The organism is Enterobacter sp. JBIWA008 (assembly GCF_019968765.1).
Classification (GTDB): Bacteria; Pseudomonadota; Gammaproteobacteria; order Enterobacterales; family Enterobacteriaceae; genus Enterobacter.
This window is the reverse complement of sequence record NZ_CP074149.1, coordinates 2879563-2897613: the sequence shown is the minus strand read 5'-3', so window position 1 is coordinate 2897613 and position 18051 is coordinate 2879563. Positions and strand designations below refer to the sequence as shown.

Genomic DNA, 18051 nt, shown 5'->3' with positions numbered 1-18051 from the left:
GTGTAACATAAAGGCTCCGGTGCGTTGACACCGGAGCCTTGCAGATTAACGCGGCAGGGCGGTTCCCCATTCACGCCACTCTTTCGGTTCGCTTTCGAGCAGCAGGAAATGTTTACCCGGCTGCGCTTTCGGCGCCAGCGGCGTGCCCGGCGGCGTGGCAAACGCTATACCGCCGCGAATGAACTGGTTGAAGGTGCCGGTTTTCACCACGCCACCCGTCAGGCCGAAGTCCAGCGAGTAGCCGGATGCCAGCCAGAACACCGAGTTATTACGTACCAGATGCTGGTAGCGTTCGCTGATGCGTAGCGCCACCATCACGCGGTCGGAAAGTGTCCCGAGCGTCAGGCCCGTGACCGTACCGACCTCAATGCCGCGGAACAGGACCGGCGTGCCGATGCTCAGCGAGCCGGCTTCCGGTACTTCCACCACGATGCTCAGGCCGCCAAGGTAGCGCGAGTCGGTGATCGTGGCTTCCTGCAGCTCGAAATCACGACGGGCATTGCCCTGGCCGGGTTCAACGTTAATGTACGGCTGCAAAATGGTATCCAGATGCTCGACGCCCGCGGCCGAAATCTGCGGCGTCACCACCGAGAATCGCGAACCCGTGCGGGCGAAGGTCTGCACATATTCCGGGTACAGCACGGCGGTGGCCTGCACCTCGTTGCGCGAGGTAATTAGCGTCAGCTTCTGGATCTGCCCAATATCAATGCCCAGATAGCGGATTGGCATACCTTCCGCCAGCTTACCGGCATCAAAGGCGTGCAGGGTAATCTGTCCACCCACGGCACGTGCAGCGGTTTCGGACGGGAAGAGAATACGCTTGTCACCTTTGCGCAGATTCGCGCCTGCGCCGCTGAGGTTATCGAAGCTAATCGCCCCGCGCAGCGCGCGTGATAGCGGGGAGGCCTGCACGGTCAGCCCGTTACCATTAAGCTGAACTTTCGCGCCGCCTTCGGCCCAGAAGACGCTGTTTGGCGTCAGCAGCTTGCGATACTCCGGCTTGATGTGCAGTTCGATATCAAACGCGTCGGCACGCGGGCGAACGGTAATCACTTCTCCGACTTCAAACTTGCGATACAGCACCACGGATCCCGCCTGTACGTCCGGCAGCGTCTCGGCGCTTAGCGTCAGCGTGGTGGTAGGAAGATCGCTCAGGCTGTTTTCAATCGCTTTCTCCAGGTTGGCATACAGCGGATAGCTATCGCGCACGGGGCCTTTATCGCCGGGCAGAATGCGGATACCGCCGTTAACCCACTCGCTGGCGCTGGCGCCGAGGAACTCCACGCCGTCCAGACCCACCTTCACGTCGACACGGCTGTTCACCACGAATTTACTGTCACCGTGCACCAGGTCGCTGTACTGCGGATCGATGGCGACGGAGAATTGCACCCCATCCGCGGAGAGCTTACGCTCCAGCACCTGTCCCACCTGCACGCCGTGTAAAATTAACGGCTGACCGGCTTCAATCCCATAGCTTTCTGGCGCATTGAGCGTAACCGTCACGACGCCCGGCTTTTGCAGCAGGGCTTTATCCGCCGGGGCAATCACGAAGCTATTGCTGGGCTGACCTTCACCGGGGATGAGCTCAAAGGTATTGCCGGTCAACAGCGTACTGAGGCTGGCATCGTTCAGAGAGAGCTTTGGACTGCGCATTTCGATACGCGTTTTCTCGCGCAGGAGATCGACCACGCTCGGATCGACAGTCATTTCGCCGGTGACCGAGCCGCCCGGGTTGAGCGTCATTTTGGTGAGCTGGCCGACCTGCAGCCCCTGATACATCAGCGGTGTTGAACCCGCTTTTAGCCCCTTGGCATCGGGCAGGGCGAGTTTGACGATCACGCCGCGCTGGCTGTGCGCCAGGTCTGCGTACAATCCAAACGTGTCATCTGCGGTGGCAGGGCTCGAGTTTTCCGGGGAGTCAAAGGCAATGGCACCGTTCACCAGCGCGGCCAGACTCTCCAGCTTCACTTTCGCACCGCTCAGGCTGAGGTCCGCATCCACGCCGGAGACGTTCCAGAAGCGGCTGCCTTTTTTCACCAGATTGGTGAAGCGACGCTCGATCAGCACGTCGATGGTGACGCCCTGTTTATTCGGGTTGATCGCGTAATCGTAAACGCGGCCAACCGGGATTTTGCGGAAATAGACCAGCGAGCCACTGTTCAGCGAACCGAGGTCCGGGGCCTGGAGATGGATCATCAAATCGCCGTTATTGAGACGGTACTTTGGCTGGGTATCCAGAGCCACAAAGTGATCCTGCGGCTCGCCTTTACCCGGCATCATGCCGATATAGTTACCGCCGACGAGCGCATCCAGCCCTGACACGCCGGCCAGAGAGGCTTTCGGCGTCACCAGCCAGAACTGCGTTTCACTGCGCAGGGCATCCTGCATGTCAGATTTAATGCTGACCCGCACCTGAATCTTGTTCAGCCCTTTTCCAAGGGAGATGTCCTGAACCGTACCCACTTCAACCCCCTGGAAGCGAACGGGCGTTCGCCCGGCGACGATGCCGTCGGCGGTCTGGAAATCAATGGTGACCGTACTCCCGCGATCTTCATAGCTTGTCCAGATAAGCCAGCCTGCAATCATCAGGGCGATGACGGGCAGCAGCCAGAATGGTGAAATGCGGCGTTTTGTTTTAATTCTCGCTTCAGTCGGCGAAGCGGGGGTTTCCTGACTCATGTGCATCCCAAAGTAAGCGGCTATCCAGCCATTCCACAGCAAGAATAGTCAATATCACCGCAGAGCCGAAATAAAAAGCCGCGGGTCCCATTGTAAAAGCAAGTAACTGATCGCGATTGATGAGCGACATCATCAGCGAAATCACGAACAGATCTAACATTGACCAGCGGCCAATCCAGGTGACGAACCGTAGAAGCAGAATTCGGGTCCGTAAACCTTGTTCACACTTTAAGTGAATGCTGATGAGCAGGGTAATCATCACAACCACTTTGGTAAAGGGAACCAGGATACTGGCAATAAAGACGATCGCCGCCACCCCGACGTTGCTGTGCGCAAGGGAGATAATCCCGGAGAGGATAGTATCCTCCTGACGCCCGCCATTCACGTAAATGATGGAAATCGGCAGCATATTGGCGGGGATCAGAAACACCAGGGAGGCGATCAGCGCCGCCCAGCATTTTTGCAGGCTGTTGTTGCGCCGCAGTCTTAATGGAATATGGCATCGCGGGCAGCGTCCTCGCGCGTCGGGCAATCCGGTGTAGTGGCATCCCAGACAGACGCGCAGATTTTCATCAGGACGCGTGGCGGGGCGCTGAGGATAAAATCGCTCCCAGAGCTGTTCAACGTTCAGGTGGATCAAAGTCAGGATGCTCAGCAATACCAGGCTGATGAAAGCAAAGAGTCCGATGCCGGGCTGTAAAAAGGCGTAGTCCTGGACTTTTATGGATGCAACGCCGACGCCGACCAGATAAATATCCAGCATGACCCACTCTTTGAGCTTATCCAGCATAAGCAGCACGGGGCGAAGGTTCATGCCGAGAATATTGCCAAACCAAAGATAGGCAATGGCGGCGACCAGCACCAGCGGCGCGCCAACGGTGCAGAACAGCACCATGGCAGCGGTGATGGGATCGCCCTGACGGGTCATCTGCCAGATACCCTGCAGCACGTTGGCGTCAATGCGCACGCCAAGCAGGTAGAGTTTCAGCAGCGGTTCGCTCCAGGCGAAGGGCATCAGCAGCAGCATCGTGACGGCCATGGCGGCGAGGCGGGTTAGCGACCAGTCGCGGCCATCGCGAATTTTAGCGTCGCAGCGGGGACAAAAGGCACTCTGGTGCGATTTCATCTTCGGCAACATAAAAAGCGTATCGCACTGGGGGCAACGCTGATAATGTGCACGTGGCAAAGCTTCGCTTACCGTATGGACAGTTATCTTTCTTGTCGGCGTAATTTTGGTTGTTTTTAAGGCCATCAGCTGCGCACAAATAAGTATTGTTGAAAGTTATAATAACTCATGAACGGATTCATCTTGAGCATGAGCGCATTTAATGCTTATTTTAATAGGCTATGCGGTAAATTTGTAAGACAACTAAGTGATTGAATAATGAACAAAACAGAATTCTACGCGGATCTAAACCGCGATTTTAAGGCATTGATGGCGGGTGAGACCAGCTTCTTAGCCACTCTGGCAAATACTAGCGCATTGCTGTTTGAACGTCTCTCTGACGTGAACTGGGCCGGTTTTTACCTCCTGGAAGGTGAAACGCTGGTGCTCGGTCCGTTCCAGGGCAAACTGGCCTGCGTGCGTATTCCGGTAGGGCGTGGCGTATGCGGCACGGCGGTGGCCGAGAATCAGGTCCAGCGCGTGGAAGACGTTCATGCGTTTGACGGGCACATCGCCTGTGATGCTGCCAGTAATTCTGAAATCGTTCTGCCGCTGGTGGTCAAAAATCAGATTATTGGCGTTCTGGATATCGACAGTACGGTCTTCAGTCGCTTTACAACCGAGGACGAACAGGGGCTGCGCGAGCTGGTGGCGAATCTGGAAAACGTACTCGCTGCAACCGATTATCAAAAATTCTTTGCGAGCGTCGCAGGATAATCAACGGATAACGTAGCATTTACTGATAGCGTCATTATAATGACGCCTGTTCATGCCTGCGCTTGTTGGCAACGTCCGTTGTAATCAGGAAATTTCATGGAAAATCAACCTAAGTTGAATAGCAGTAAAGAAGTTATCGCATTTCTGGCCGAGCGTTTCCCGCAGTGCTTCAGCGCGGAAGGTGAAGCTCGTCCCCTGAAAGTCGGTATTTTTCAGGATCTGGTGGCGCGTGTTGAAGGGGAAATGAACCTCAGCAAAACTCAGCTGCGTTCCGCCTTACGTCTTTATACTTCGAGCTGGCGCTACCTGTACGGTATCAAACCTGGCGCGACCCGCGTGGATCTCGACGGCAACCCGTGTGGTGAGCTGGACGAGCAGCACGTTGAGCACGCGCGTAAGCAGCTTGAAGAAGCCAAAGCACGCGTTCAGGCACAACGTGCAGAACAGCAGGCGAAAAAACGCGAAGCCGCAGCGGCAAACGGCCAGGAAGAAGCGCCTCGTCGTGAGCGTAAACCACGCCCTGCGCCGCGCCGTCACGATAATAACGATCGCAAACCGCGTGCAGACAAACCAGCAGCAAAAGCCCCGCGTGCTCCTCGTGAAGAGCCGCGCCATACGCCGGTTTCTGACATTAACGCCCTGAGCGTAGGTCAGGCACTGAAGGTAAAAGCGGGTAACAATGCTATGGACGCCACCGTACTGGAAATCACCAAAGATGGCGTTCGTGTACAGCTGACTTCTGGTATGTCAATGATTGTACGCGCAGAACACTTGTTGTTCTGAAACGGAGGCCAAGCCTGGCATGAACACTTTTTTTAAGCTCACCGCGCTCGCGGGCCTGTTTGCCATAACAGGTCACGCTTTTGCAGTGGACGATATCACGCGTGTTGATCAAATTCCGGTACTCAAGGAAGAGACGCAGCACGCGACGGTGAGCGAGCGCGTGACCTCACGTTTTACCCGCTCGCACTATCGTCAGTTCGATCTCGATCAGGCCTTTTCGGCCAAAATCTTTGACCGCTATCTGAACTTGCTGGATTACAGCCATAACGTTTTGCTCGCCAGCGATGTCGAGCAGTTCGCTAAGCGCAAATCCGAGGTGGGTGACGAGTTGCGTTCAGGCAAGCTGGATCTGTTCTACGATCTCTATAACCTGTCGCAAAAGCGCCGCTTTGAACGCTATCAGTACGCGCTGAAAGTGCTGGAACGTCCGATGGACTTCACCGGTACTGACACCTTTAATCTGGATCGCAGTAAAGCACCCTGGCCGAAAGATGAAGCCGAGTTGAATGCGCTGTGGGACGGTAAAGTTAAATACGACGAACTGAGCCTTAAGCTGACCGGAAAAGACGAAAAAGAGATCCGTGAAACGCTGACGCGTCGTTACAAATTTGCCATTCGGCGTCTGGCGCAGACCAACAGTGAGGATGTCTTCTCGCTGGCCATGACGGCCTTTGCGCATGAAATCGACCCGCACACCAACTACCTCTCTCCACGCAACACCGAACAGTTCAATACCGAGATGAGCCTGTCTCTGGAAGGTATCGGCGCGGTGCTGCAGATGGACGATGATTACACGGTGATCAATTCGATGGTCGCGGGTGGTCCTGCATCCAAAAGCAAAGCGATTAGCGTAGGCGATCGCATTGTGGGCGTAGGACAAACCGGCCAGAACATGGTCGACGTGATCGGCTGGCGTCTCGATGACGTGGTTGCGCTGATCAAAGGTCCGAAAGGCAGCAAGGTTCGTCTGGAAATTCTGCCTGCCGGTAAAGGCACCAAAACCCGTATCGTTACCCTGACCCGCGAGCGTATCCGTCTGGAAGACCGCGCGGTGAAAATGTCGGTGAAAACCGTGGGTAAAGAGAAGGTCGGTGTCCTGGATATTCCTGGCTTCTACGTAGGGCTGACTGACGATGTGAAAGTTCAGCTGCAGAAGCTTGAAAAGCAGAACGTCAGCAGCATTATCATCGACCTGCGCAGTAACGGCGGCGGGGCGCTGACGGAAGCGGTTTCACTCTCCGGTCTGTTCATTCCATCTGGTCCTGTGGTTCAGGTGCGCGATAACAACGGCAAAGTGCGTGAAGATGCCGACAACGACGGTGTGGTCTACTACAAAGGCCCGCTGGTGGTCCTGGTTGACCGCTTCAGTGCTTCCGCGTCTGAAATCTTTGCCGCTGCAATGCAGGACTATGGCCGCGCGCTGATCGTCGGTGAGCCAACCTTCGGGAAAGGCACCGTTCAGCAGTATCGCTCTCTGAATCGCATTTACGATCAGATGCTGCGTCCGGAATGGCCTGCGCTGGGCTCGGTTCAGTACACCATCCAGAAATTCTACCGCGTGAACGGCGGCAGTACGCAGCGTAAGGGCGTAACGCCGGACATCATCATGCCGACAGGCACGGAAGAGACGGAAACCGGCGAGAAGTTTGAAGATAACGCGTTGCCGTGGGACAGCATCAATGCTGCTACCTACGTGAAAGCGGGTGATATGAAGCAATTTGGCCCTGAACTGCTGAAAGCGCATAACGACCGCATCGCGAAAGATCCGGAGTTCCAGTACATCATGAAGGACATTGCACGGTTCAATGCCCTGAAAGATAAGCGGAATATCGTTTCTCTGAACTACGCACAGCGTGAGAAAGAGAACAACGAAGAAGATGCAACCCGCCTGGCGCGTATCAACGATCGCTTCAAGCGTGAAGGTAAGCCTCTGTTCAAGAAACTGGATGATCTGCCAAAAGATTACCAGGAGCCGGATCCGTATCTGGACGAGACGGTGCATATTGCTCTCGACCTGGCGAATCAGGAAAAAGAGAAGCCTGCCGTACAGCCCGCTCCGGCAAAATAACCCCCCAACAGGCACAAGCAATTGTGCCTGTTTCTTTTTGTTCTGCATCCTTCCGTCAGCCAGATTCCAATTGTGTAAAGTTGTGTCTTTCTGGTGACTTACGCCCGCCGGATGCTTGAAAATAGCCGCAATACCCATACGATGTGGGTAATCGCATAGTGCGTTTTGTTAAACTGAGGTAAAAAGAAAATTATGATGCGAATCGCGCTCTTCCTGCTCACCAACCTGGCGGTCATGGTGGTTTTCGGGCTCGTGCTAAGCCTGACAGGAATTCAGTCGAGCAGCGTTCAGGGTCTGTTGATTATGGCGCTGCTGTTTGGTTTTGGTGGCTCGTTCATCTCCCTGCTGATGTCGAAGTGGATGGCACTGAAATCGGTAGGTGGTGAGGTTATTGAACAGCCGCGTAACGATATGGAACAGTGGCTGATGAATACGGTGGCTCAGCAATCCCGTCAGGCCGGGATCGCCATGCCGCAGGTGGCGATATACCATGCCCCGGACATTAACGCTTTCGCCACGGGCGCCCGTCGCGATGCGTCACTGGTTGCTGTCAGCACCGGATTGCTTCAGAACATGAGCCGTGACGAAGCCGAAGCGGTTATTGCTCACGAAATCAGCCATATCGCCAACGGTGACATGGTGACGATGACCCTGATTCAGGGCGTGGTGAACACCTTCGTGATCTTCATCTCCCGTATTCTGGCGCAGATTGCGGCAGGCTTTATGGGTGGCAACCGCGACGAAGGAGAAGAGAGCAACGGCAATCCGCTGATCTACTTCGCCGTTTCGATGGTTCTGGAACTGGTATTCGGTATTCTGGCCAGCATCATCACCATGTGGTTCTCCCGCCACCGTGAATTCCACGCGGATGCCGGCTCGGCGAAACTGGTTGGTCGTGAGAAGATGATTGCCGCGCTGCAGCGCCTGAAAACCAGTTACGAGCCGCAGGAAGCGAACAGCATGATGGCCTTCTGCATTAACGGTAAATCCAAATCGCTGAGCGAGCTGTTTATGTCTCACCCGCCGCTGGATAAACGTATCGAAGCGCTGCGCAGTGGGGAATACCTGAAGTAACGCTAAGAATTCTAATAAGCCGGGCAGGAGAACACTCCGCCCGGCTTTTTTTATGCCTGAATCCTGGGCTGGGTCACCCGCAGGCCGCTGACGACCGCCGCGAGGGAGGCAAGGGCACCTGCGGTGAGAAGCGCAACATGGTTACCGTTTTGTCCAGCGAGGTTAAACATCAGGGCGACCAGCGCTGCGCCGCTGCTTTGTCCCAGAAGGCGCGCGGTCCCCAACATGCCGCTGGCACCTCCGCTGCGATCACGGGGGGCAGAAGTGATAATGGTGTGGTTGTTAGGCGACTGGAACAGGCCAAACCCCGCGCCGCACAGGATCATGCGCCAGATGATGTCCAGATCGGTTGGCGATGACGGTAGCAGAGCCAGCGCGAAAAGTCCTGTCGCCATTACCGCCAGCCCCAATGCTCCCAGTAATCCGGCATGGACGCGTTCAATTAAGTAACCTGCCAGCGGGGCCATCACCATTGTCGCCAGCGGCCACGGGGTTAACAGCAGGCCGGTCTCCACTTCTGAACGGCCGATCGCGCTTTGCAGGAAGAAGGGCAAAGAAACCAGGGCCAGCATCTGAGCGCAGAACGAGCAGACAGAGGTGCAAATGGAGAGGGAAAAGAGGGGGATACGCAGCAAATCGACTGGCAATAAAGGCACAGGGAGAGTGAGCTGACGGCGAACAAAGAAGAAGCCGATCGCCAGCAGGGCGATGAGCTCCGCGCCGGTAAGCATCAGAGACTGTCCTTGCGCAAAGCCGCTCAGCGCCGTAATCAGCAGGCCAAAGGTCAGGGCATTCATCACCGCACTCGCCATATCGAAGCGCGGCATGGTGCTTTTGGGACCGTTAGCAGGCAGAAAGCGCAGCGCAAAGAATACAGCGACAATGCCCAGCGGCACGTTAATGGCGAACAGCCATTGCCATGACGCAACGGAAAGGATCGCCGCCGCTATGGTTGGCCCGGCGGCGGAAGAGACGGCAACAATAAACGAGTTTATCCCCATGCCGCGCCCCAGATGACGCTGCGGATAAATTAAGCGGATCAACGCGGTGTTTACGCTCATGAGCGCCGCGCCGCCAAAACCTTGCGCAATGCGGGCAAGCGTCAGGGTATGCAGTGAATCTGAAAGGGCGCATAACAAGGACGTGAAGGTGAAAACCGCCAGACCGCACTGATACACCCGACGGTAACCGAACATATCGCCCAGGAAAGAGAACGAGAGCAGGGAAACCACAATTGCAATCTGGTAGGCGTTCACTATCCATATCGAACTGGCGGGAGAGGCATGCAGATCGCTCGCGATGGTTGGCAGGGCAACGTTCGCGATTGCGCCGTCAAGCACGGCCATTGAGATACCGATAATGATGGTGGCTATAGCGCCATACCGCTGGGGTAAAGGCAGACCATCGGAAAGGGTCTTTTTTAATTAAGATTAAAAAAGCTCAGCGTGAAATTATTCTCATGATAACTATTTTAGCACTGTTACAGCTGAGATATGTCGCAGATTTGTAACGAAGTAAACGCGGATTGATTGCAGGTGACATGACGGGAACTTATAATAAAAACAGGTTCTGATTTTTATAAAACACTCTCTATGAGGTGGTAGATGGCTATTGCGGATTTGGATAAACAGCCAGATTCTGTTTCTTCCGTGCTGAAGGTGTTTGGCATCTTACAGGCGCTGGGGGAAGAGCGTGAAATAGGTATTACAGAGTTGTCGCAGCGCGTGATGATGTCTAAAAGCACCGTATATCGCTTTTTACAAACCATGAAGTCGCTGGGCTACGTTGCCCAGGAAGGAGAATCTGAAAAATACTCTCTGACGCTGAAGCTGTTTGAGCTGGGTGCCCGTGCACTACAAAATGTTGACCTGATCCGCAGCGCTGATATTCAGATGCGCGAAATCTCTCGTCTGACTAAAGAGACCATCCATCTCGGTGCGCTGGATGTAAACAGCATTGTTTACATCCATAAAATCGACTCCATGTACAATCTGCGCATGTACTCGCGCATTGGTCGTCGTAACCCGCTCTACAGTACCGCCATTGGTAAGGTTCTGCTGGCGTGGCGCGATCGTGAGGAAGTGAAACAGATCCTCGAAGGCGTGGAATACAAGCAAAGTACTTCACGAACCATTATCAGCACGGACGCGCTGTTAAACGTGCTCGATCGCGTACGCGAGCAGGGGTATGGCGAAGATAACCAAGAGCAGGAAGAGGGGCTGCGCTGCATCGGCGTTCCGGTGTTTGACCGTTTTGGCGTGGTGATCGCGGGCTTAAGTATCTCCTTCCCAACCTTACGCTTCTCCGAAGAGCGTCTGCATGAGTATGTGGCAATTCTGCACACTGCCGCACGTAAGATTTCTGAACAGATGGGTTATCACGACTACCCGTTTTAATCTCTTCTCGCATAAAAAACGCCGCATCTTTTGCGGCATTTTTGTGTAAGTTATTTAACCGACTGATTAGCCATTATCAATCACGACGGATGTCTTACGCAGGACAGGACAGTGGGTTAAGCCAACGATCCCGCTCTCAGTATGCAGATATTGCGCAGTGCTCATACCCTGTGCCGTTAAATATTTACATTGAATCCCTAAGCCGGCAGCGTTCTCGGTGCTTCCCACGAGCACACCGTACCCCGTGAGCAGAAGGCCAATCCAGACGATGGCGAGTGCAATAATTGTTCGAATGATGAAGCGCATCATTAACCTCTTTTGTCTTTGTTATCATAAAGCTAGCGTAAATGATTTATACGATGAAACAAGTGCACGATTCTGAAAAAAAGCGCGATGGCGGTACAGTTAGTCCTTGTTTAAGATATGCGTGATAACCTTGTAACATCAGGTTTTTAGACGGAGTGTGGAGTGAAAAAAATACGCTGGGTAATTCTGATTATCGTGCTGATAGCGTGCGTGGTGTTATGGACGCAGACGATCAATGTGATGTGCGATCAGGATGTACAGTTTTTTAGCGGCGTTTGCGCAATCAATAAGTTTATTCCGTGGTAATACGCATTTTTTCTCAAGGTGATTTCCTTCCTCCGCGCCAGTGGTAAAATAGACGTTTTTATTGAGGTGGTGAAATGGGTGAGTTACTGAATTCAGGGCTGCTGAATATGGCATCCCTGATGATTTCTTTGGTTGTTCTGCTTGTGGGTCTGGTCATTTGGTTTTTCGTGAACCGCGCCAGTTCCCGGACTAACGAGCAGATTGAACTGCTGGAAGCGCTGCTCGATCAGCAAAAACGTCAGAATGCGCTGCTACGCCGTCTGTGTGAGGCTAACGAACCGGAAGAGAAAGACGTGCCGAAAGACGCGGTCGCTGAAGATAACAAAGACGAAGATGACTTTATCCGCCTGGTGGCTGAGCGTTAATCTTTTTATGCTGGGAGGTGGCTGTGGTCTGGAAAAATCCCTGGTATGACCCCTCCCTGAAACATCACACCCCGGACGGTTTTCGTAATACCACTCCTGTCGGACATCAACCCGGCGACCTTGACCGTTGGCGTAAAGCGCGTAAAGAGGCCGGTTTTCCAAAGCCGCCCGCGCTGGGTTATGAAGACTTTATTCAACATTGGTGGCAACCTGTAGAGCTTACGCAATCTCATGAAGATGGGGTGTGGTGGCTCGGACACGCGAGCGTGTTGCTGCAGCTGGACGGCAATATCATCCTTACCGATCCGGTGTTTTCACGACGCGCATCTCCACTGCCTTTCCTGGGACCACAGCGCAAAACGCCTCCTGCGCTGTCAGTCGATCAACTTCATCAGCTTGATGCAGTCGTCATCTCCCATAATCATTACGATCATCTTGATGATGCCACCATTCGCCGTATTCTCAAACGCTTCCCCGATGTCAGTTTTTTTGTTCCGCTGGGACTGGCCGGCTGGTTTCGCCGCCGGGGCGCAAAACGCGTGGTTGAGCTCGACTGGTGGCAGAGCTTCACCTGGCAGGGGATGACGCTGAGCGCCGTACCGGCACAGCACTGGAGTATGCGCACGCCATGGAACCGCAATCGCTCATTATGGTGCGGCTGGGTTATGGAAGGTCGACATCATCGTTTCTGGTTCAGCGGTGATACGGGGTATTCGCCCGAGCTGCTGTTGATACCTGAACGCCTGGGCCATATCGATGCTGCCGCGTTACCGATAGGTGCCTATTCCCCACGATGGTTCATGGCTGTCCATCATATGGATCCGCAATCTGCGGTGGCATTGTGGCAGCAGCTGGGTTGCCCTCTGGCGTTCCCCATTCACTGGGGCGTGTTTGAACTGGCAGATGAAGCCCTGGATGAACCTGTGCGGGAGTTAACTGACGCGCTAAATAATTTAGCACCAGTTAATCATTCTTTCAGGATACTGAAAGTTGGTGAATATTTATCCTTATAAACGAAGCGATAAATTGTTGCATATATTCTTGATGTAAACGCTCGCAGAAATGTTTTATTTTTATCGAAACGTTTTGCTTGCCTTCTTTTGATGCAGAGTCATAAAAATTTCATTATTTTGGTGCATAACGCTGTTTATTAACTGGTGCATTTTAATACAGACGGAAGCTGTTTTTTAACAGTGTTTTTCCTCTGAAACAATTTGGTCGCGTTACAATGATTTAAGCATAAGTTTTCACAAATTGTTCTAACTCAATCAAGGCGCAAGATTTCTTTTCCTTGTTGCTGGACGGTTCGTAATGATTGAGCTATGTTAAAAAAGTCTTAGATTACAGCGCTTGTGCAAGCAACGCTTGGTCTTTGTTACGCAGCAGAGCTGTCTGCACGTGATGCGCATAATTGTGCAAAACCTGACAGGCACTGTTCGAATTTGTGCGGCGGATCGAGACATGTTTAAAAATGGCTTGCCATATTAAACATAGTGTGTGATAACACGTTTTGGGTCAAACGAGGTACAGTTCTGTTTATGTGTGGCATTTTCAGTAAAGAAGTCCTGAGTAAACACGTTGTCGTTGAATACCGCTTCTCTGCCGAACCTTATATTAGTGCCTCATGCAGTAATGTCTCAGTTTTATCTCAGTTAATGCCTGCGGGCTAAGAAAACACTCTAAGGAATTTTGCAAAATGGCAAAGATTAAAGGTCAAGTTAAGTGGTTCAACGAGTCTAAAGGTTTTGGTTTCATTACTCCTGCTGACGGCAGCAAAGACGTGTTCGTACACTTCTCTGCAATCCAGGGTAACGGCTTCAAAACTCTGGCTGAAGGCCAGAACGTTGAGTTCGAAATTCAGGACGGCCAGAAAGGCCCAGCTGCAGTTAACGTAACTGCTATCTGATCGAACCGCTGCTGACTGGAGCGCTTAGCACTTCAATCTCAGACATAAAGCCTCGCATAACGCGGGGCTTTTTTATGTCTCTTATCTTTCAAAATATTACCATTCGCGGTCTTGTTAGTAACTTGTTGCAAAGCTGCGAGGTTAGTAGCACTGTTTTGCCACCTTAAACCCATCTTTTCCCGTTAAATCAGGGCGTTGTTTAACGGTCCTGGGGTTCAGGTGAAGAATAAATTGATAACGACCGCTGGCAATTTCACGCCAGCGCGTTTTGTGCTGCTCTGTTTAGCTATTTTTTGTAGTCTGGCTTTTTTGCTGGGCCGCGTTGCATGGCTGCAAATCATCAAGCCTGATAATCTGGTGAAGCAGGAAGATATGCGCTCCCTGCGCCAGCTGTCGATTGATGCGCCGCGCGGCATGATAATGGATCGCGAAGGCTGCCCCCTGGCGGTGAGCGTGCCCGTCCGGGCCGTCTGGGCCGATCCTAAAACGGTGCTGGCAAAAGGGGGCGTCGGCCTTGATGAACGCTGGCAGGCGCTGGCCAGTGCGTTGCATCTCTCCCTCGGCACGCTCTCGGCGCGAATCAACGCCAACCCACAGGGGCGTTTTATTTATCTTGCCCGTCAGGTCGATCCTGCACAGGCAAAGTGGATCGATAAACTGAATCTGCCCGGCATCAACTTGCGCGATGAATCCCGCCGTTTTTACCCTGCCGGCCATGTGGCTGCGAACCTGATTGGCTTCACCAATATTGACGGGCAGGGCATTGAAGGCGTGGAAAAAAGCTTCAATGCGCAGCTGACCGGCAAGGCGGGTATGCGACAGGTTAGGGAAGACCGCTACGGACGCGTGGTTGAAAACCTGACGGAAGTGGCGCCCGCACCGGCGCATAATATCCAGTTAAGTATCGACGAGCGGCTGCAAACCATCACCGAAGATGCGCTCGATAATGCCGTGGCCTGGAACAAGGCCGAGTCTGGGGCATCGGTGCTAATTAATATCCAAACCGGGGAAATCCTCGCCATGGCGAGCTATCCGGATTTCAACCCCAACAACCGGGAAGGTGCGACGATAAACGATTTTCGCAACCGTGCGATCAGCGATACGTTCGAACCGGGTTCGACGGTCAAGCCGCTGGTGCTGATGACGGCCCTGCAGCAGGGGCTGGTTCAGCCGGACAGCGTGATTGACACTCACCCGTATACCCTCGACGGACATCGTATCCGCGATGTGGGCTATTATCCTGAACTGACGATGACTGGGATCCTGCAAAAATCGAGCGACACCGGCGTTTCCCGACTTTCTCTGGCAATGCCTGTCCAGCATCTTATTGATACCTATAGAAACTTTGGGTTTGGCACAAATACGGGGCTCGGCTTAACGGGCGAGAGCGCGGGGCTGTTGCCAAATCGTAAATACTGGAGCCAGCTCGATCGCGCGACCTTTGCCTTCGGCTACGGGCTGATGGTGACGCCACTCCAGCTGGCGCACGTCTACGCCACGATCGGTGGCTTCGGGCTCGAGCGACCTCTCTCAATTACGCGTATCGATCCACCCGTTATCGGGCACCGCGTTATGCCGGAAGAGATTGCGCACGAGGTGGAGCACATGATGGAGAGCGTTGCGCTGCCCGGCGGTGGGGGCGTTAAGGCCGCCGTTCGAGATTACCGGGTAGCGGTGAAAACCGGTACGGCGAAGAAAATTGACGACAGCGGGAAGTACGTCGATAAATACGTCGCCTATACTGCCGGCGTTGCGCCTGCCAGCGATCCGCGATTTGCCCTGGTAGTGGTCATTAACGATCCGCAAAATGGGGCCTACTACGGCGGTGCCGTTTCCGCGCCTGTCTTCAGCGAGATTATGGGTAACGTGCTGCGTCTGGAGAATGTGAAACCTGACGGGTTACCGGCGGGTTCCGATCGCCTTATCGTTATGCGTTAACCGGGCGTTTATAACCAGGGCGAATAGCGGTACACTTCGCCCTTTGATTATGCTCCGGAGTCACCATGTCCTTCAGCTGTCCCCTTTGCCACGCCCCCCTGACGCACTCAGATAAAAGTTATACCTGTCCGCAGGGGCATCAGTTTGATATGGCAAAAGAAGGCTACGTGAATCTTCTGCCGGTGCAGCATAAGCGCTCCCGCGATCCAGGCGACAGTGCAGAGATGATGCAGGCGCGCCGCGCGTTTCTGGATGCCGGGCACTATTTGCCGCTGCGAGAGACCGTCGCGCAGATGCTGAATGACATTCTGCCGGATTCAGCAGCCGCCATGCTCGATATCGGCTGCGGGGAAGGGTACTACACCGCACGGTTTGCCGGGATTGCCGGTGAGAAGGGGGCGTTGACATTCGGTCTGGACGTATCGAAAGTGGCCATTCGCGCGGCGGCGAAGCGCTACGCGGACGTAACGTTCTGCGTGGCATCCAGCCATCGGCTGCCGTTTGACGATGCCAGCATGGACGCTGTTATCCGCATTTACGCGCCCTGCAAAGCGGAAGAGCTGGCTCGCGTCGTGAAACCGGGCGGATGGGTGGTCACCGTAACGCCGGGCCCGCGTCATCTGATGGAGCTGAAAGGGCTGATCTACGACGAAGTGCGTCTGCATGCACCTCATTCTGAACAGCTGGCCGGTTTTAGCCTGAAGCAGGAGCAAACTGTGGCGTATGAAATGACGCTTAAAGGGGAAGAAGCAACCGCGCTGCTGCAGATGACGCCGTTCGCGTGGCGGGCAAAACCGGAAGTGTGGGAAGCGTTAGCTGTACAATCAATATTTAACTGCCAGACGGATTTCAGTATCCACGTCTGGCAGCGCGAAGATTAACCGGCGAAGTGTGCCCAGAGGATCTGGGCACCAATGCCAATCAGCACAATTCCCCCCAGGATCTCGGCGCGTTTACCCAGCAGCGGGCCGATAAACCGTCCAACCATCATGCCCAGCGTGGACATAATCAGCGTTGCGCAGCCGATGGCCAGCGCGGTAGCGATGATATTGACCTGCAGGAATGCCAGACCGACACCGACGGCCATCGCATCAAGGCTGGTGGCAATGGCAGTGGTGACCAGCAGCCAGAAACCGTGGCGGTGCTGAGGCTCCTCGTCTTCTTCATCACCGCCGCGAAAACCTTCAATCACCATTCGACCCCCGAGAAATACCAGCAGGACGAACGCAATCCAGTGGTTCCACTCCAGTACAAACTGGCTGGCGAGCATGCCAAGACCCCAGCCGATAAGCGGCGTCAGCGTTTCGATAGCACCAAAAATGAGACCGGTACGAAGGGCTTCTGAGAATTTAGGTTTATGGAGCGTGGCGCCTTTTCCGATGGAAGCAGCAAATGCGTCCATGGACATGCCAAAAGCGAGGAGGATCGTAGCGGAGATATTCATAACAGCGTCCAGACCGGGGATATCCATATGACACATCACTGCCCCCAGTAAACAGCAGTTGATGTATCTATGGTCTCGCCTGATTGCGCTGCACATTAGATGTGCTGTCAGCAATCCGTACGCGCCACGTTTTTCAACGAGTATGTTGACACGTACATTTCCTGCGAGCAGGAAATCGGCTACTCCCCAACGACGGGCGCAACCTTAACATATTTTGAGAATATAAAACAACAATGAAGAGGCATTATTTAAATTGCCTGGTGATAACGATTTTCATTTGTCTTTAAGCGTGAGCATATTGTTAAAAAATAGAGATAAAATTAATGAATGGGATATAGCTTCGGCTATATTTCTTGCGCAAGATAAATGCAAAATATAGCCATTGCTATATATCTAACTTATTGAGTTTTAACGAGTAACTTGTATATTTTTTCCAAGTCGTCAATATTCTTCACTCGAACAAGCAGGCGGCGTTGTTCTAATTGCATCACCAGCACACCGTCTTCGGATAAATTCATCTCTTTAATGCGGTTATATTCTATCCACACATTGGCGAAGAAAAACCCGCGGGATTTAAAAATGATTTTCGGCGTGCGGATCCAGAACAGATAAACAGCCATTAATGCCAGCGCACATAATAACCATGTGGTTAATATTGCACCATGGCCGGTGACGTTATTGTAAATAAGAATAGCGATGAGACCCGCGAAGATGAACGCATCCACCCGCCCGCGTCGCAGAAGGGGAAGGGAGAGCAGCGTCTCGCCGTGACGGCGCGGCATGATGAACTCGTCATAGATCGCGTAAGCCAGAAGGGCAGCAATAAATAAAACCAGTACGATGTCCGTGACAGTCATTCATCCTCCAGATAAAAAAACCGGGGGCAAGCCCCCGGCCTAAAGCA

At 53.5% G+C, this 18051-nt stretch carries 17 protein-coding genes and 1 pseudogene; 12 read left to right on the top strand and 6 right to left on the bottom strand.

Translation table 11 applies throughout. From position 1 onward, the window contains the following. Nucleotides 1-45 precede the first annotated feature (45 nt). Nucleotides 46-2679, bottom strand: a complete 2634-nt coding sequence (locus tag KGP24_RS13975) for a PqiB family protein (protein ID WP_223560839.1) — start codon at nt 2677-2679, stop codon at nt 46-48. Continuing rightward, entirely contained in the window at nt 2648-3931 is a 1284-nt protein-coding gene (gene yebS, locus KGP24_RS13970; protein ID WP_223560838.1) for a membrane integrity lipid transport subunit YebS, read from the bottom strand. Before yebS ends, KGP24_RS13975 begins: the two co-directional genes overlap by 32 nt. 132 nt (nt 3932-4063) lie before the next feature. Here yebS and KGP24_RS13965 point away from each other — a divergent pair, with 132 nt between their 5' ends. The 4 genes from KGP24_RS13965 (at nt 4064) to htpX (ending at nt 8486) form a co-directional block, all read left to right on the top strand. Then, nucleotides 4064-4561, top strand: coding sequence for a GAF domain-containing protein (locus tag KGP24_RS13965; protein WP_008500476.1), 498 nt, complete (start codon nt 4064-4066; stop codon nt 4559-4561). 96 nt (nt 4562-4657) lie between these two features. After that, nucleotides 4658-5344 (top strand): RNA chaperone ProQ, encoded by a 687-nt coding sequence (proQ, locus tag KGP24_RS13960; RefSeq protein WP_014884292.1) that lies wholly within the window; start codon nt 4658-4660, stop codon nt 5342-5344. A gap of 19 nt (nt 5345-5363) precedes the next feature. After that, the gene (gene prc / locus KGP24_RS13955; RefSeq protein ID WP_223560837.1) at nt 5364-7412 is read left to right on the top strand and encodes a carboxy terminal-processing peptidase; all 2049 of its coding nucleotides are present in this window, start codon (nt 5364-5366) and stop codon (nt 7410-7412) included. A gap of 192 nt (nt 7413-7604) precedes the next feature. Further along, nucleotides 7605-8486 (top strand): protease HtpX, encoded by an 882-nt coding sequence (htpX, locus tag KGP24_RS13950; protein ID WP_014884290.1) that lies wholly within the window; start codon nt 7605-7607, stop codon nt 8484-8486. Between the two features lie 50 nt (nt 8487-8536). On the opposite strand, the gene KGP24_RS13945 is transcribed toward htpX, so the two are convergent. Further along, complete coding sequence (locus tag KGP24_RS13945; RefSeq protein ID WP_223563505.1) at nt 8537-9886, bottom strand: MFS transporter; 1350 nt, start codon at nt 9884-9886, stop codon at nt 8537-8539. Nucleotides 9887-10090: 204 nt separating this feature from the next. On the opposite strand from KGP24_RS13945, the gene kdgR reads away from it, so the two are divergent. Next, on the top strand, nt 10091-10882 hold the full coding sequence (kdgR, locus tag KGP24_RS13940; RefSeq protein WP_223560836.1) for a DNA-binding transcriptional regulator KdgR: 792 nt from the start codon (nt 10091-10093) through the stop codon (nt 10880-10882). A 66-nt stretch (nt 10883-10948) separates the two neighbouring features. Here the strand turns inward: kdgR and KGP24_RS13935 are convergent, their stop codons facing one another. Further along, nucleotides 10949-11188, bottom strand: a complete 240-nt coding sequence (locus KGP24_RS13935) for a YobH family protein (RefSeq protein ID WP_223563504.1) — start codon at nt 11186-11188, stop codon at nt 10949-10951. Between the two features lie 162 nt (nt 11189-11350). Between KGP24_RS13935 and mgrB the strand changes: the two genes are divergently transcribed. The 7 genes and pseudogenes from mgrB (at nt 11351) to rlmA (ending at nt 16584) form a co-directional block, all read left to right on the top strand. Further along, entirely contained in the window at nt 11351-11494 is a 144-nt protein-coding gene (gene mgrB, locus KGP24_RS13930; RefSeq protein WP_006175995.1) for a PhoP/PhoQ regulator MgrB, read from the top strand. A gap of 74 nt (nt 11495-11568) precedes the next feature. Then, nucleotides 11569-11859: a YebO family protein gene (locus KGP24_RS13925; RefSeq protein ID WP_223560835.1), complete on the top strand. Its 291-nt coding sequence runs from the start codon at nt 11569-11571 to the stop codon at nt 11857-11859. Nucleotides 11860-11882: 23 nt separating this feature from the next. Next, complete coding sequence (locus KGP24_RS13920; protein ID WP_223560834.1) at nt 11883-12872, top strand: MBL fold metallo-hydrolase; 990 nt, start codon at nt 11883-11885, stop codon at nt 12870-12872. 525 nt (nt 12873-13397) lie between these two features. After that, nucleotides 13398-13542 (top strand): annotated as a pseudogene (locus KGP24_RS13915) (DUF2627 domain-containing protein). A 13-nt stretch (nt 13543-13555) separates the two neighbouring features. Then, the gene (cspE, locus tag KGP24_RS13910) at nt 13556-13765 is read left to right on the top strand and encodes a transcription antiterminator/RNA stability regulator CspE (protein WP_001062678.1); all 210 of its coding nucleotides are present in this window, start codon (nt 13556-13558) and stop codon (nt 13763-13765) included. Between the two features lie 219 nt (nt 13766-13984). After that, the gene (gene ftsI / locus KGP24_RS13905) at nt 13985-15703 is read left to right on the top strand and encodes a peptidoglycan glycosyltransferase FtsI (RefSeq protein ID WP_223560833.1); all 1719 of its coding nucleotides are present in this window, start codon (nt 13985-13987) and stop codon (nt 15701-15703) included. Between the two features lie 65 nt (nt 15704-15768). Further along, entirely contained in the window at nt 15769-16584 is an 816-nt protein-coding gene (gene rlmA, locus KGP24_RS13900; protein WP_223560832.1) for a 23S rRNA (guanine(745)-N(1))-methyltransferase, read from the top strand. Here rlmA and mntP read toward each other — a convergent pair. Continuing rightward, a complete protein-coding gene (gene mntP, locus KGP24_RS13895; RefSeq protein ID WP_032642447.1) occupies nt 16581-17147 on the bottom strand; it encodes a manganese efflux pump MntP in 567 nt (188 codons plus the stop codon). The two genes, rlmA and mntP, sit on opposite strands and share 4 nt — an antisense overlap. A 398-nt stretch (nt 17148-17545) precedes the next feature. Continuing rightward, complete coding sequence (locus tag KGP24_RS13890) at nt 17546-18004, bottom strand: DUF986 family protein (RefSeq protein WP_213822420.1); 459 nt, start codon at nt 18002-18004, stop codon at nt 17546-17548. Nucleotides 18005-18051: the final 47 nt, after the last annotated feature.